Genomic DNA, 13,703 nt, shown 5'->3' on the forward strand with positions numbered 1-13,703 from the left:
CCAGGGTGAGCAGGACCGGCCGTCCGTCCGGGTCGCGGGTCCAGGTGATCACGTCGAAGTGTTCGCTGGTGACGTCGCCGAGACGTCGCCAGGCGCGGTTGTCGGTGTCGAAGGGGTGTTCGTTGTCGGTGCCGAATCGCATGGGATGAGCTCCTTGTGATGGGCGGCGTCGTATCGCGTCCGGCCTGGCCCACCGGGTCATTGGGGACGCAATGCATGGACGCTTCGATGGCGTGGGATGGTCAAGTCGCGGAGCGGTGCCGAGGGCCGTCCGCTGCCGGCCCGCGAGACGCGACGGGCAGCCCGCCTCTGCGGGGTCTGGTACGTCGTTGGGGTGGCCGCGCGCGGCGCTGCCCGGCCACGGCCGTTGCAGCGCCGCGGCGCGGGGTGGGGACTGGCCGGTCGCCGAACGGCTCGACTGGGCTTAATGGATTCTCGGCGGCCGTCGCTGAGTACAGGGAAAGCAGTCGGGGGGCGGGGTGGAGAAGGGGCACGGTGAGGACCTCGCGCCCGTCGACGGACGCGAGGTCGACTTGTGTTTGCGTGAGCGGTCAGCGGTGCCGCAGGTCCCGCAGGCGAGTGCCCGGTGGCAGACCGGTGTGGCCGGTGGTGGCGGTGGCTCCGTGGACGCCTGCGCCCGTCTTCTTGGCCTGGTACATGGCGATGTCGGCCTGGTGCAGGAGGGTGCGGGGGCTGACGCCGAGGGCGGCGGTGGTGTGTCCGACGCTGGCGCGCACAGCCACGATGTGTTCACGGAGGTCGACGGGGTGGCGACCGACCGCCCGCCAGGCGGCGCGGGCGGCGGCAGCGACGTCGTCGGCGCCACCGGTGACCAGCAGGGCAAACTCGTCACCCGACAGTCGCGCGGCGAGCCGCACCGGCCCCCCGCAGGGCGGCCAGCCGTCGGCCGACCTCGGTGAGGACGTCGTTGCCGGCCTCGTGGCCGAAGGTGTCGTTGATGGCCTTAAAATGGTCGAGGTCGAGTAGGACGAGCCCGAACGGGGTACCGCGCTGGGCGGCGCGGCTGGCGGCGGCGAGCAGGGCCCGCCGGCTGGGCAGGCCGGTGGTGTCGTCGTGGTCGGCGGCGTAGCGGGCGCGGGTCAACGCCTGCTGCTGGTGCCACAGCAGTGCTGCGGCGAGGGCGAGACCGGCGAGGATTCCACCGGCGGCGGTGACGATCGAGGACAGGGTGGGAGACACTTCGGGAGCTCCTTGTCTGTGAAGGAGCGCCGGGGGCGGGCGTGGTTCCGGGAAGTTCGACGCCCGCCCCCGGGCTACCGGCAGGGCGGGGTCGGTCAGGCGGCGGGGTCGGTGAGGGCGAACGTGACGGGTTTCTCGGCGGCCAGGACCACCCGCCCGGCCTCGACGAGTTTCACGGCGGCGTTGTGGACCGCGCCGGCGCTTGCTTTCTTCGCGCCGGTTCCCTCGTTGGCCCGGTCGACCAGCTTGCACAGCTCGCTGACCTTGTACTGCTGGCCGGGGTTGGCCTCGAGAATGTCGAGGATCGCGCCGCGCAGCGTGCCCGATGCCCGCCGGGTAGGGGCCTCCGCCGCCTCGCCAGTCGCCTCAGTTGCCGCCGGTGCCGCAGGTGATCCTTCCGTGACGGGGGCGCTGGTGGTGCTGTCGGTGGCCGTGCCAGTGGGAGACTCATCCGGTGTGGCCGGTCCGGGGTCCGCCTCGTTCGCTGGAGGTGTTCCGGTGGCCGGGTCGGTTTCGTCGGTTGTGACCGGCACCTCGGGTTCGGCAGTCGAGCGGTCGCCGTCCCCGCCCTCGTCGGTCTCGTCGTCGGTTTCGGTTGCTCCGTCGGCTGCCGCCTCGACGTCGCCAGGAGCCGGCGATGCCGGCACTTCGGCGGCATCGGGCTGCCCGTCGGCGAGGGCTTCGGGGGCTGGTCGCTGGTCGTAGTCCTGCCCGGTAGCCTCTCCGGTTTCCTGCGGGTCGTCGCCGCACGGCCCGGGTTCTGCCGCGGCGTCGCGCAGGGCGGGCTCCGGCTCGGGCTGGCCGTGACCGTCGCCCTGTTCGGCGTGCGCGCGGCCGGTATCGGTCAGCCGCCACAGGCTGCGTCCGGTGTCGCTGCGAGTCGGTTCGGCCAGTCCGGCGGTTTCCAGGGTGCGCAGTTTCGGGGTGGTGGTGGAGTAGCCGAGGCCGGCTTCGATGGCGATGGCGGCGGCGCTTGCCTCGCCGAGGCGGTGCAGCGCGGTGAGAACCTTCGCCACGCTGGGCGCCGGCTGCGGTGTTATGGCCGTACCGGTGGTCGTGTCGGTTGGGGTGGTGTTCATGGGCGCGTGGCCCCCTTCTCCTGCCGTGGGCAGGGGTTGGTGAGTGAGGCGCGTGCACTGATCCACGCTTCGAATCGGGCATTGATCAAGTCGTCTGCCCGTACTGCGGGACTCCGGGGACGCGCACAGGTGTGCCGCCCGGCAATCTCGCCGGGCGGCACGGTGGGACCGGGGTCAGTGCGTGGCGTGGTAGGCGTCGCGGACCGTGGCGGGGATGACGCCCCCGGTTCGTGGTCGGGGCAGGTTCAGCTCCTGCCAGTTCGTGGTCGCCCGGTTCTGCGGGTGAGGGGCGGTGGGACTCTGAGATCGGGTCGGTCTCACAGCCGCCCACGAGCGGTGGGCAGCCCGCCTCCCTCCCCCCGTGCGGTGAGGGTGAATGTCAGGGCTCCGGGTCGGCGGGGCCGCTGGGGTCGGTGTCGGGGAAGCGGTGCGGGTTGGTGGTCGGGTTGTCCGGGCCGTGGTCGGAGGGAAGTTCGTGTAGCCAGCGGCGCAGACTCGGGGTCGGTGGTGAGGGTCCAGGCAGGCCCGGCGGGACGCTCGCTGTGGAGGCCAGTGGCGATGGGCATGGCGGTGGGCACTCCGGCGAGGGCGTCGAGGAGGTGGTGTTCTCGGCGGCGGCCGGGGACGCGCAGCAGCACCGGGTACCGCGGCCCGTAGGTGGCGAGCTGCTCGTAGCCGCGCAGCTTGCGCAGCACGGTGGACAACACGTAGTGCTCGGCGAGCCACCGCAGCAACTGGCCAGCGCCGCGTAGCCCACCGGGCAGGCTTGGCAGGTGACGTGAATGTGATCCTCATGTTTGACTGTGGGCATGGGGGCGGGGGAAGTGCGGTTGTCGATCGATTGTGGCAGCGCCGGAACCCGAGGTGTCCTCGCGTGGGACGACGGCAGTGCACACGTGTTGTCGTTCGACGGGGCTTCGTACCTGACCAGCGCGTCGTACGTGCCCGCAAAGGGGCAGTCTGCTTGGGATGAGTCTGGGGCGCTCATTCCGGGGCCGCGCCATCCGGTCGAAGGTGCGACGGCGGGGGACGCTGGCGGCGAGGCGCTCGAGGTGGCGGCGTCGCCGCTGCGCAGGGTCGCGGTCGAAGCCGAGCGGGTCGTTGGTCAGCCGGTGCGGGATGTGCGGATGGTGGTGCCGGCGGGGTGGGGGCCTCGGCGGCGGACCTGGATGCGGCAGGTCGCGCACCGGGCGGGGTTGCCGCAGCCGCGTCTGGTGGAGGCTCCGGTGGCGGTCGGCGAGTATCTGCTCACCGTTGGTGTGCGGGTGTCGGTCGGTGCGTTTCTTGTCGTGTGTGACGTCGGCGCGGCTGCGGAGGTGACGGTGCTGCGCCGTGGGCCGGCTGGGTTCGAGGTCCTCGCGACTCTCGCCGACGCCGCGGCTGGCGGCGCGGCGGTCGATCACGCGCTCGCCGATGCCCTCGTCGGCGCGTCGACGGGAGAGGGCCAGGGTGCATCGTGGGCGTCGGTGGCGGACAGTGTTCGGGTGGCCAAGGAAGCGTTGGTGAGCCATCCGGCTGTCACGGTTCCGCTCCCGGACCGGCCGCCGGTGATTGCGAACAGCGCGATGCTCGACGAGGCCGTCCGGCCGGTGGCGGCTCGCGTGGCGCGGTTGACGGAGGAGGTGGTCGCCGCCGCTGAACTCACGGTCGGCGACCTCGCCGGTGTCTACTGTGTGGGCGGCAGCGTCCAGCTACCGCATTTGGCGGCGGCGATCGCCGAGCACACCGGCGCCGTACCCGTGGTCGTGCCCGAGCCGGGATTTGTGGCTGCTCGGGGTGCTGCTGATGCTGGTGCCGTCGATACTGCGGTGGTCGAGCGGGTGCAGGTGCCGGTGCCGCCCGTGCGGCGGGCGGTGGCGATCGCGGTGCCCGGCTTCGCGTCGTTGGCCCTGATCTGGCAGTGCCTGCTGACCGCTAAGCAGCACGAGGTGCTCGGTGTGTACTACTACTCGGTGGATGTGAACTGGGGCGAGTTCACGATGGCGGCGGTGATGGCTCTGCTGGCATGCCTGGCGGCGGGCACGGTCCTCGGTTCGCTGATCGCCGCCCGCAGTCCTACGCCTGGCACCCGGACCGAAGGGGGAAGGGTCAGCGTCGGGATCCTGGCCGCAGTGTCCCTCGGCGCGGCGATCGCTGGCCTGTACGCGGTGGCGACCAGCCAGTACTTCGGTGTGCCCGTCGGTGCGTACCTCAGGTGGGCGTTGTGGCCGGTCGCGCCGGTGTCGGTGATGGCTGTGGCGATGGCGGTCGTCGCCGCCCGGCAGTGGCGTGCCCCGCATGGCGGCTGGTCGGCGTTGCTGACCGCGCCGACGGGTTCCATCGTTGCCGCCGCGCTCGGCATGGGGTTGATCCAGTACTCCCTGACCGCTGAGCGGTGGCCGGACCGGGTCCTGTGGATCGACACCGCCGGTCGTGTCGGTGGTTTCCTCCTCGGCGTCGCCGTGGTCATGGCGGTGGTGACACCCCTGGTGTTCCGCCTCATCCTCGCCGCTCCGGTGTCGGTGATCTGCGCGGCGGTCGTCAGTAGCCGGGCCGCGGGGATGCTCGGCGTCATCTACGCCATCGCTGTCGCGATCTGGTGGGCTACTCGGCTGTGGAGCCGTGTCCTGCGCCCTGCACCGCCTGCTCTCGCCGCACCGTCCACGGGCCCTGCTCGGGCGGGTGTCTCACCGGGTGGAGGCGGGTGACATGCGGTGGCCGCGGCAGCTGGTGTCGTTGCTGTTCGTCCTCAGCCTTCTGGCCGGTCCTCCGGTCGTGCTGCTCTACCTTGTCGGACCACCTCTACGAGGGTGGCCGACCGCCGTGACCGCTCGGGAGTGGGTGCGGGACCCGCTGACCGAACACACTCTCACCGCCGCGCTGACCATAGCGGCCTGGATGGTGTGGCTCCTGCTCGCCTACACGGTCACGATCAGGGTGGTGGCCCGCCTGAGCGCGACGGTGTCGTGGCTGCGGCGCGTGCCGCTGCCCACACCTTTGCAAGCCACGGCCAGTGGCATCGCCGGCGCGGCCGTATTCGGCGTCGCCTCCAACGCGATCGCCACACCATCACCGCCGGCCACGCAGCCGGTAGCGGCCGGATCCCTCGATGACGTCGGCATCCCCACGCCGCTCGAGAGCGTCCTGCACGATGACGGAATCAGCGTCTCCGGTGGCTGGATGTCCCGTGAGATGGCTGAACAGGTCAGCGCGGCCGCGGCGTTGGTCTGGCTCCGTCGCCGCCGCGACTACCGGCCCCGCCAGCTCGGTCAACCGAGCCGCGAGGACCCGGCCTTGGTCCAGCTGCCCGCGACCGTCGCCGCCGTGCAAGCGGCTCTCGCTGACACTCCCCCACCACCACCTTCCAAGGCAGGGACCACTTCGGCGGGGGCGTCGCTGCTCGGCGTGCCAACCACAGGGGGGACTTTTCCCCGGGTAGGGGTCGGGCTCACCGGGGCGGGGGCCGTAGCCGCGGCGCGAGGCCTGCTGCTCACCAGTCTGCTGGCCGGGCAACGCCGTCCGAGGGTGTCGGTGGTCGTCACTCGGCCCGTCCTGTCCAGGTTGCTCGGCCCCGCCGCCGACATGCTGGGGCGGCGTCTGCCGGGGCTGGCCGTCGTCGACAAGCTCGGGGAGGCGTCGCGGTTCTTCCCCGGCCGTGCAACCGAGCGTGGCCTCGACGGACGAGACCACGCGCAACGGCACCTGCGCGAGACGACAGATGCGGGCCGCGGCGCCCCGGTCCTCATCGTCGACGAGGCAGCCGCGACGGACAGCGCTGAATCCGTGGCACGTCTGGCGATCGACGCCGCCGCCGTGGCCGTGCTGGGGACATGGTCGGCCGGCCACACCTGGCAGGTCGACCCCTTGGGTCACACCAACCACCTGGACGCCGGCGGGCGACCCGGGCCACGGATCTGCGTCCTTACCCGGGTCACGGCCACTGACCTGCTCACCATTCTCGCCCACCCCGACCCGTCGCCACCGGAACCGGGTGTCTCAGGCCCGTTCGGCGACGGTGCCCTGCCTGTCCGGTCGCCGCGGTGGCAGGCCACCGGCAAGGGCCACCAGGTCCGTTCGGGCGAGGACCACCGACGGCTCGAGTTGCGCGTCTTGGGCGAGCCGATGCTGCTTCTCGATGGTCGACCCCTGACCATCCGGCGCACCGCTGCGATCCAAGTCCTCGTCTTCCTCGCCGCCCACCCCGACGGAGCCGACACCCGACAGTTGACCGACGCCATCTGGCCGGGTCTGCCCCGCCGCTCTCTGACCGGCCGTCTCTACACGACTCTGAGCGAGCTACGCGCCACCGTCCGGTCCGCAGCCGGAGTGAGCATCATCGAGCACAACGACGACCGATACCGCTTCGATCCCGCCTGCGTCACCGTCGACCTGTGGCGGTTCCACCACGCGATTCGCGACGCCACCACCGCCGTCACGCCCGCCGACGCGGCGACCTGGAAGACTGTCATCGACGCCTACCCCGCAGATTTCGCCGCCCGGCGCAGCTGGCCCTGGCTCGGTCCCATCCGCGAGGCCGCACGCCGGCACGTCATCGACGCCCACGCGGCCCTGGCCAGCCGCGCCCCTGACGCCCGGCAGGCCATCGCGTGGCTGCAGGCCGGCATCCGCATCGACCCGTACAACGCCGACCTGCACGCCCGCGTGGTCGACGCGCTCATCGCCCTCGGCGACCACGACGCGGCCGACCACACGCGGGAGGGCTACGCCCGCCGCCTCGCCGCAGCGGGCATCCTTCCCCACGACACTGCCCTCACGACAACCATCCCGGGCCAGCCCGTCAACCTCAGCCGGTAACGCAACCGGCGGTCGTCAAACGAGCGCAGGTGGCTCGAGCCCGGTGGCATGGCCGGCGGATCGCCGCACCGCAGGACCCCGCCGGGCAGCACGGCCTGTTCTGGAAAAGTCCGATCCGCACCGAGGCCAACGGCGTCGTGCTGCTCCTCGACTCATCGCTGGCGCCTCGACTGATCAGGTCGCACGGCCGGCACCGTGCAAGGAGGCCATTGCCGCGATGCCGGACGTGGCCGCTGCAATCGTGGCAACTCCTCTGACGCTCGGACGAGCGTGCCGAAATAGCGCGAGTACCACGTGCCGGAATCGCTTACCGACAACAGCGGATTCTGGCTCTCCTCGGATGCCGCCGGCCGCACCATCTTGAACTGTCGACCGGCCGTGAGCTGCGGTTGTGAGGTCGTGTGAGGTCGTGTGAGGTCCTGTCAGCCGGCGCAGCCGCGTCGTTTCCCGCCGCTCGCCCTACGGTCGATCTGCGGTCAGCGCCTCATGGTGGTGCCGGGGCCGGCTCCCTGCCGGTCCACGTCAGGGTTCCCGCACACGGCAGTTGGGAGGGGCGATGAGAGCCAGGATCGCTTCGGCCGCTCACGCGTCAGCGGTCGCGCTGCTGGTCGTCGCTGTGCCGGTCACGCTTGTCCGCGTCGGCAGGTGGCCGCGCCCGGAGGGTTCGTGGGCGGTCCTGCTCCGCGAGTGGATCGAGGAGCCCCTCAACGGCGGCTTCCTCTCCGGCGTCGTCTACGTCACGGCGTGGCTGTTGTGGGGACTACTTGCCGCCGCGATCACGGCTCGCGTGTACGCCCAGGTCGCGCGGATGTCACGGTGGCTGCCGCGGCTCCACCTGCCAGGACCGATGCAGGGCCTCACGGCCGCTGTCCTGGGAGCGACCGCCGTCAGCACGGCGGCTGCCGCGTCGCCCGCCCACGCCGACGTGACCACAGCCGCCTCCGCGCAGCCGGCCCGTCCGGCCGCCGCGCAGAGGCCAGCAGCCACCGCACCCGCCGACGTCGACGACCGCGTCACGACTCGGTCCATGGCCGATGACCGGACGGAGGACACGTACACGGTGCGACGCGGTGACACGCTGTCCAGCATCGCTCGAGGTTGCCTCGGAGACGCGGACCGTTGGCCCGAGATCTTCACCGCCAACCGTGGCAGCCGATTTCCCCACGTCGGTGGGACACTTCGCGATCCTGACCTCATCTACCCGGGCTGGACACTGCGCCTACCCCCCGCCGTTGACGCCCCGAGCCGGGCCGCACGTCCCTCGGCCCGGCCGGCACCCACCTCGAAGCCGGCCCCGAAGGCTCCATCGGACTCACCTGGCAGCCCGAGCGGGACGGTGGCAGACGACGGCGTGGTGGAGTCCGCGCCACCGCCCGCGAGCGGGCCAGGCGATCAGCGTGCGGCGTCCGGACCGGCCGCCGTACCCAGCCCCGGCACCGCCGACGAGCGGCCGAGTCCGACTCCGGCACCGCGGCCCAGGCCAGGCGTGTCGCTGGGCACGGGCAGCTGGCTCGACATGGGGCTCGTCGCCGCCGTCCTCACCGCTGTCGCCCTCGTCTGGGCACACCGCCGACGCCGCTACACTCCCCGGCCACCCACATCGCGCCCGCACCTGGACGAGCCGGGCGTCGCGGCGATGCCAGCGGTGGTCACCCGAATCCGTCGCGGCCTACGGGCGCTGACGCCGATCCCGGAGACGATTCCCGGCCCCCCTGTCGACGAACTCGTCGTGGATCCCTACCCTGACCAGACAGACGCGGCCAACGACGGACTATCCAACAGTCTCGCCGACGTGTCGCAGCCTGTCGTGCCTGCGCTGGCCAGCCCGGTGATCGAAGTGTGGCCAGCCGCGGGGCTCGGTTTGATCGGTCCGGGAGCCGCTGCAGCGGCCCGAGGCGTGCTGGTGTCCGCCCTCGCCGTCGGCGGGCTGGACGACCCCGGCGGCCGTGGTCACGTCGTCGTCGCCTCGGACCACCTCGCCACGCTGTTGGGCGCCGCCGCCGTCACGGTGGTGCACACCACGCGGTTGACCGTCACCAGCGGGCTCACCGACGCTCTGGCGTTTCTGGAGGAGCAGACCCTGCACCGTACGCGAATGTGCGCCGACTACGAGGTCGACACCATCGCCGATCTGCGGGACCAGGACCCGATGGCCGAACCCTTGCCGCCGATCGTGCTGATCGCCGACACCACCGCGGCTCATGAGCGCGCCCACATCGCCGCACTGCTCACCCAGGGACAGCGACTTGACATCCACGGCGTCCTGCTCGGCGCCTGGCCCGACGGTGACACCATCGTCGTCGCCGAGGACGGCTCCACGAGCCCCGCCGACGGCGACGCGAACGAGCACGGCCGTCATCGCGCCGACGTCGGCCGCCTCACCGTCATCAACCCGAGCGAGACCACCGACCTGCTGCGGGTCCTCGCCGAGTCGCACACCGGCGAAACCCCGCCGCCGGCACCCGCGCAACACGCACCACTGCCCGCAGCCGACAGGCACCCCGGCGACAGCGGCAGCGCGACGCCCCAACGTGACGAGACTGCCGCGCCGCACAGTACTCACCGCGCCGACACGGGCCGCCTGTCCGTCCTCACCCCACCTGAGACAACCGACCTGCTCGCCGCGCTCGCCGCGACGCAGACCGGTGAGCGGCGAGCGCCGGCACCGACCGCAACGCCGCAGCTCGTCACCGGTCAGGAGCCACAACCGGCCGAAGGCGACGTTGTCGTCACCGGCGGAGCCGAGCCCCCCGATAGCGAATACGCCGACGGGCCGGTGCTCATCGACACGAACTCCGCCCTCGCACACCCGAGCGAGCCACGCGATCACCCCGGCGACGAACCGCACCCAGCGGGAGACGAGCAGGGCGCCCCTGGCGGCGGACGCGTCGGCGTGCGGGTCCTCGGCGGTGCCCGCATCGTGGAGAGGGACACGACCGTGCCGCTGCGGGCGAAAGCCCTCGAACTGCTGGTCTACCTCGTCGTGCACGATGGCGAGGCCTCACAGGAGCAGATCCTCGACGACCTGCTTCCCGACGCCCCGGCAGCGAAGGCGCCACACCGCCTGCACACCTACGTGTCCGCGTTACGCAAGGCCCTGGCCCACACCGGTGGACCCGCCGACTACCTCACCCACCCGCCACGCCGCTACACCCTCAACCGGTCCGCGATCGACACCGACCTGTGGCGGATGCGCGACGCGCTGCGCGACGCCGAGCGCGCGAGCACCCACGCCGAACGGGCCATCGCGCTGCAACGCGCTATCGACGCCTACGACGGCGCACTCGCCGACGGGTACGGCTACGAGTGGATCGAGTCCCACCGCGAGGGCATCCGCCGCCAAGCCCTCGACGCCCACCTCGCCCTCGCCGCCGCGACCGCTGACCCGACACGAGCCCTGGCAGTCCTACAAGCCGCGATCCGCCACGACCCGTACGCCGAGGTCCTCTACCAGCAGGCGATGCGCGTCCAGGCCGCGCTGGGACACCTCGACGAGATCCGTGCCCTGCGCCGGACGCTCATCCGCCGCCTCGAGGAGATCGACGCCGACCCCAGCGACGACACCCTCGAACTCGCCGACCGGCTCGTCGCCGGCCTGCGCCGGCAACGGCCGGATCGCACGCCGCATCCCCGTGACGGCGGACAACGGCCGTGACATCTCATCCTCCGGCAGCGCCCGCGGCAGGCCGCGGCAGCCCACACGATCAGCCCGCACCCGGCGACAGCCCGTACGCGGTCATCGGCGGCTACAACGGTGCCCTGCGTCCGCCGCCGGCAGCCGTCCTCGCCAGCGGTCCCGCCCCGGGAAGCGGCCGTCACGCCGGATCGGCACGCCGGTATGCCACCTCCCCGACGAGTCGGGATGAGCTGGACGTCGACCTGGCCACCGCCGTCCGGCGCGCCGCCTGGATGCGCCAGGCGTTCTACGCGCTGGTGCTGCTGGTCGCCCTCGTCGGACAGGTCACCGGCGTCGTCGAGACGCTGGGCGTCCCGGTGATCGTCGCGGTGCCAGCCGTCGCGGCGCTCGAACTGGGCGGCGTGGTCGTGATGGCCAACGCCGACGTGCGTCGCCGCCTCGGCGAGCAGGCGATCACCTCACGCCTGCTGTCCGCCGCGATCGCCGCCGGCGCCGTCACCTTCAACTGGGCCGCCCACCCCGACCACCTGGTCGGCGGCTTCTACGCGGGCATGTCCGCCCTCGGGTACCTCGTCTGGCTGATGCACGCCGGCAACCAGCGCCGGGACCGGCTGCGCGTCACCGGGGGCCTGCCGCCCACACCCCCGGCCTACGAGGTGTTCGGACACTGGCTCCGCCACCCCGTCATCACCTCCCGGGCGCGGTCCATGGCCAAAGAAGACGGCCTCGACCTGTATGAGTCCCTGACCGCGGCCCGCGACGAGATCGCCCGCCGACAGCGCGACACCGCCATCGCCAAGGTGCTCCATCGCAAGATCAGAGCCGCCGTGGATCCCACCACCGCCGACATCGCCGTGCACGTGTACGACCTGGACGAGATCGCCGCACGCCTCGCGGCAACCGCCGACTACAACACGCTGACCATGCTTCTGGCCGCCGACCTCGCCCCCGAGCGGATCATGACGGCCCGCCGGGCCCGGCGCCGCCGTCGCTGGTCCAGGCCGGCGCGCATCATCGACGCACCGCCGGCGCCTGACCCCGCGCGCTGTGCGCCGCGAGCGTCCACCGCGTCGGTGGCGCACACGCCTCGCGATGACCGGCAGGAGCCGAAACGGGAGCCAGAGGACAACCCTCTACCGGCCCCGAGCCGCCTCGAGCAGAGTGTCGAGAGCCGCGACGCCGGCCCTCCTGAAGCTCGGTCCCCAGACGACCCCGCTGACGCGAACCCGGCAGACAGGATCAGGCACGACAAGGACGTCCCCGGCGCAGACGCCGACGAGGAGACGGACCGCGGCGATCAGAATGCTGCCGGCGACGACGTCAACGACGACGAAGACGCGCAAGTGCCCCGGGGAACCGCGCAGGCAGTGGCCTACTGGCTGCGCAAGGAGCCGAACCTGGACCCTGAGCTGATCGCCGAGAGAATCGGCAAGTCACTGCGGTCGGTCTACCGATACCTGCCGCCGGACTACCCTCGCCGACCGGGAATCGCGAGGCGACGGACCCGACACCAGCGCGGGGCGTGAGGAGCGGCTCCCGAGGAACCGTGTCGGGAGCCGCTCCTGCTGGCCGGTGTGGCCGGGGTCCCGCCCGCGGCGGGCGCTGGTTAGGCCTTGGTCAGGGCCTCGATCGCCGATTGTCCGATGAGGTTGATGCAGATGGTGGGGTCGTCGACGGTGATGGTGGTGGTGTTGTCGTAAACCTTGGACGACCAGTGTTTGTTGTCGGACGCGAGCCAGAGGATGGCGCAGCCGGTGTTGTGGAGTCGGTTGATGGTGGCCTGGCTCTGCTCCGGGTTCACGTAGTGGCCGTCTGAGACGACGACTAGCAGGCGCGCGGTGCCGGGGGTCGACAGGTGCAGGAGTCGGTCGGCTTCGGCGCAGGTGGCCTTGGGGGCGCGGCTGGCGCCAGCCCCTGCCTTGTATGCGTCGATGCCCTCGGCGGTGATGGTGTACCGGCGCGGTGACCCACCGGACATGGTGGCCCCACTTGCGGTCGACGAGGCGGTTCAGGACGGAGCCGATCGCCCCGGAGGACCTGCCCGGCAGTTCCTTGCCGAGGTCGCCGATGGAGAACGCGCGGTGCGGCTCGGCCGCGAGCAGGGTCAGGACCGGCCCGAAACAGGGGCGGGGCTTGGCCTTCGGCTTGGCCGTGCGAGCGGGTGAGGTCATCGGGCACCTCCGACGGTGGCCGCGGTCAGCGTGCAACCGATACCCGCGGTTCCCGGCGTGATCAAGTCGTATCCGCCCAGCTCCGGCAGGGGGTGGCCGGTCAGCGTCTGGCGGATCGCAATGCGTGTCGAGGTCGACATGGAAACTCCTTGGCGAGATGAAGCCGCCGCGCGCCCCTTCCCGGGGCGCACGGCGGCAGTGGTGCGCCACAGCGGGCGGGAAGAGCGCGCGTAGCCGTGCTCGGCTACGCGGAGCGGTGCTCGGTGCTCAGGTCGGGCGCCGACCAGTTCGGCGGCGCGATCGGGTTCGTGGGAATCTCGGGCCGGAGACCCGGTGGAGACGAGCACCCAGACGAGCGAGGACTTCGCCCGGGTGCTCGTCCGCTTTTCGTGTTGGAAATCGAGGCCGGCGGCACCGGGTTCGGGGGTGGCCCCGGCCGAGGAGTGTCGTGGCCGCTACGCCGGTGTGCTGCGGCGGTGGATTTGGTAGCGCTCGTGTTGCTCAAGCAGCGTGGTGACGATGTGATCGGTGAGCCTGGTCAACCGCAGCGCGAGCCACACGTCCGGTGCGCCGACAACCGTGCTGAACATGCCGGGGTAGGTGTTGGCGAGGACCTCGAAGATCTGCCGCTGGACGGTGTTCTCGGACGAGGTGCTGTCCCAGACCGTGCACCGGTACAGGTTCACGTAGAGCGGACCGGCGGCGGAGAGCGTTGTGGTGAACTCGTCGACGAAGGCGATATTGGCCCGTAACCCAAATGGTTTGTGATCGTTTGGGGTGTATGGGCGTTACGGTGCGGGACGCGCGTCGGCTTTCCCCTGT

Annotated in this window: 10 protein-coding genes and 1 pseudogene; 4 read left to right on the forward strand and 7 right to left on the reverse strand. The window is 71.7% G+C overall.

Annotated features, from left to right (window positions below; genetic code table 11):
* Positions 1-551 precede the first annotated feature (551 nt).
* From ACLQ24_RS25595 to ACLQ24_RS25610, 4 genes and pseudogenes are all read right to left on the reverse strand, one after another.
* Entirely contained in the window at positions 552-878 is a 327-nt protein-coding gene (locus ACLQ24_RS25595) for a diguanylate cyclase domain-containing protein (protein WP_425894254.1), read from the reverse strand.
* Positions 850-1,200, reverse strand: coding sequence for a GGDEF domain-containing protein (locus ACLQ24_RS25600; protein WP_425894255.1), 351 nt, complete (start codon positions 1,198-1,200; stop codon positions 850-852). The genes ACLQ24_RS25595 and ACLQ24_RS25600 overlap by 29 nt, the downstream gene beginning before the upstream one ends.
* Positions 1,201-1,295: 95 nt before the next feature.
* The gene (locus tag ACLQ24_RS25605) at positions 1,296-2,279 is read right to left on the reverse strand and encodes a MarR family transcriptional regulator (protein ID WP_425894256.1); all 984 of its coding nucleotides are present in this window, start codon (positions 2,277-2,279) and stop codon (positions 1,296-1,298) included.
* A 379-nt stretch (positions 2,280-2,658) separates the two neighbouring features.
* Positions 2,659-2,983 (reverse strand): annotated as a pseudogene (locus ACLQ24_RS25610) (replication-relaxation family protein); the annotation flags it as partial.
* Between the two features lie 348 nt (positions 2,984-3,331).
* Here ACLQ24_RS25610 and ACLQ24_RS25615 point away from each other — a divergent pair.
* From ACLQ24_RS25615 to ACLQ24_RS25630, 4 genes are all read left to right on the forward strand, one after another.
* Entirely contained in the window at positions 3,332-4,966 is a 1,635-nt protein-coding gene (locus tag ACLQ24_RS25615; RefSeq protein ID WP_425894257.1) for an Hsp70 family protein, read from the forward strand.
* A 1-nt stretch (position 4,967) separates the two neighbouring features.
* Complete coding sequence (locus ACLQ24_RS25620) at positions 4,968-7,073, forward strand: hypothetical protein (RefSeq protein ID WP_425894258.1); 2,106 nt, start codon at positions 4,968-4,970, stop codon at positions 7,071-7,073.
* A gap of 556 nt (positions 7,074-7,629) precedes the next feature.
* Complete coding sequence (locus ACLQ24_RS25625; protein ID WP_425894259.1) at positions 7,630-10,728, forward strand: BTAD domain-containing putative transcriptional regulator; 3,099 nt, start codon at positions 7,630-7,632, stop codon at positions 10,726-10,728.
* Positions 10,725-12,236, forward strand: a complete 1,512-nt coding sequence (locus ACLQ24_RS25630; RefSeq protein ID WP_425894260.1) for a hypothetical protein — start codon at positions 10,725-10,727, stop codon at positions 12,234-12,236. Before ACLQ24_RS25625 ends, ACLQ24_RS25630 begins: the two co-directional genes overlap by 4 nt.
* An 80-nt stretch (positions 12,237-12,316) precedes the next feature.
* Here the strand turns inward: ACLQ24_RS25630 and ACLQ24_RS25635 are convergent, their stop codons facing one another.
* The 3 genes from ACLQ24_RS25635 to ACLQ24_RS25645 all read right to left on the reverse strand — a co-directional run bounded on the left by ACLQ24_RS25635 (position 12,317) and on the right by ACLQ24_RS25645 (position 13,567).
* Positions 12,317-12,688, reverse strand: a complete 372-nt coding sequence (locus tag ACLQ24_RS25635) for a hypothetical protein (RefSeq protein WP_425894261.1) — start codon at positions 12,686-12,688, stop codon at positions 12,317-12,319.
* Positions 12,689-12,877: 189 nt separating this feature from the next.
* Positions 12,878-13,021, reverse strand: coding sequence for a hypothetical protein (locus ACLQ24_RS25640; protein ID WP_425894262.1), 144 nt, complete (start codon positions 13,019-13,021; stop codon positions 12,878-12,880).
* A gap of 315 nt (positions 13,022-13,336) precedes the next feature.
* Positions 13,337-13,567, reverse strand: a complete 231-nt coding sequence (locus ACLQ24_RS25645) for a hypothetical protein (protein ID WP_425894263.1) — start codon at positions 13,565-13,567, stop codon at positions 13,337-13,339.
* Positions 13,568-13,703: the final 136 nt, after the last annotated feature.

The organism is Micromonospora sp. DT4, from assembly GCF_049841675.1.
Lineage (GTDB): Bacteria > Actinomycetota > Actinomycetes > Mycobacteriales > Micromonosporaceae > Micromonospora.

What these genes read in the sequence shown, in the direction of transcription:
- ACLQ24_RS25605 (WP_425894256.1), bottom strand. Translation starts at nt 2,279, where the DNA reads ATGAACACCACCCCAACCGACACGACCACCGGTACGGCCATAACACCG.
- ACLQ24_RS25620 (WP_425894258.1), top strand. Translation starts at nt 4,968, where the DNA reads ATGCGGTGGCCGCGGCAGCTGGTGTCGTTGCTGTTCGTCCTCAGCCTT.
- ACLQ24_RS25625 (WP_425894259.1), top strand. Translation starts at nt 7,630, where the DNA reads ATGAGAGCCAGGATCGCTTCGGCCGCTCACGCGTCAGCGGTCGCGCTG.
- ACLQ24_RS25635 (WP_425894261.1), bottom strand. Translation starts at nt 12,688, where the DNA reads ATGTCCGGTGGGTCACCGCGCCGGTACACCATCACCGCCGAGGGCATC.
- ACLQ24_RS25640 (WP_425894262.1), bottom strand. Translation starts at nt 13,021, where the DNA reads ATGTCGACCTCGACACGCATTGCGATCCGCCAGACGCTGACCGGCCAC.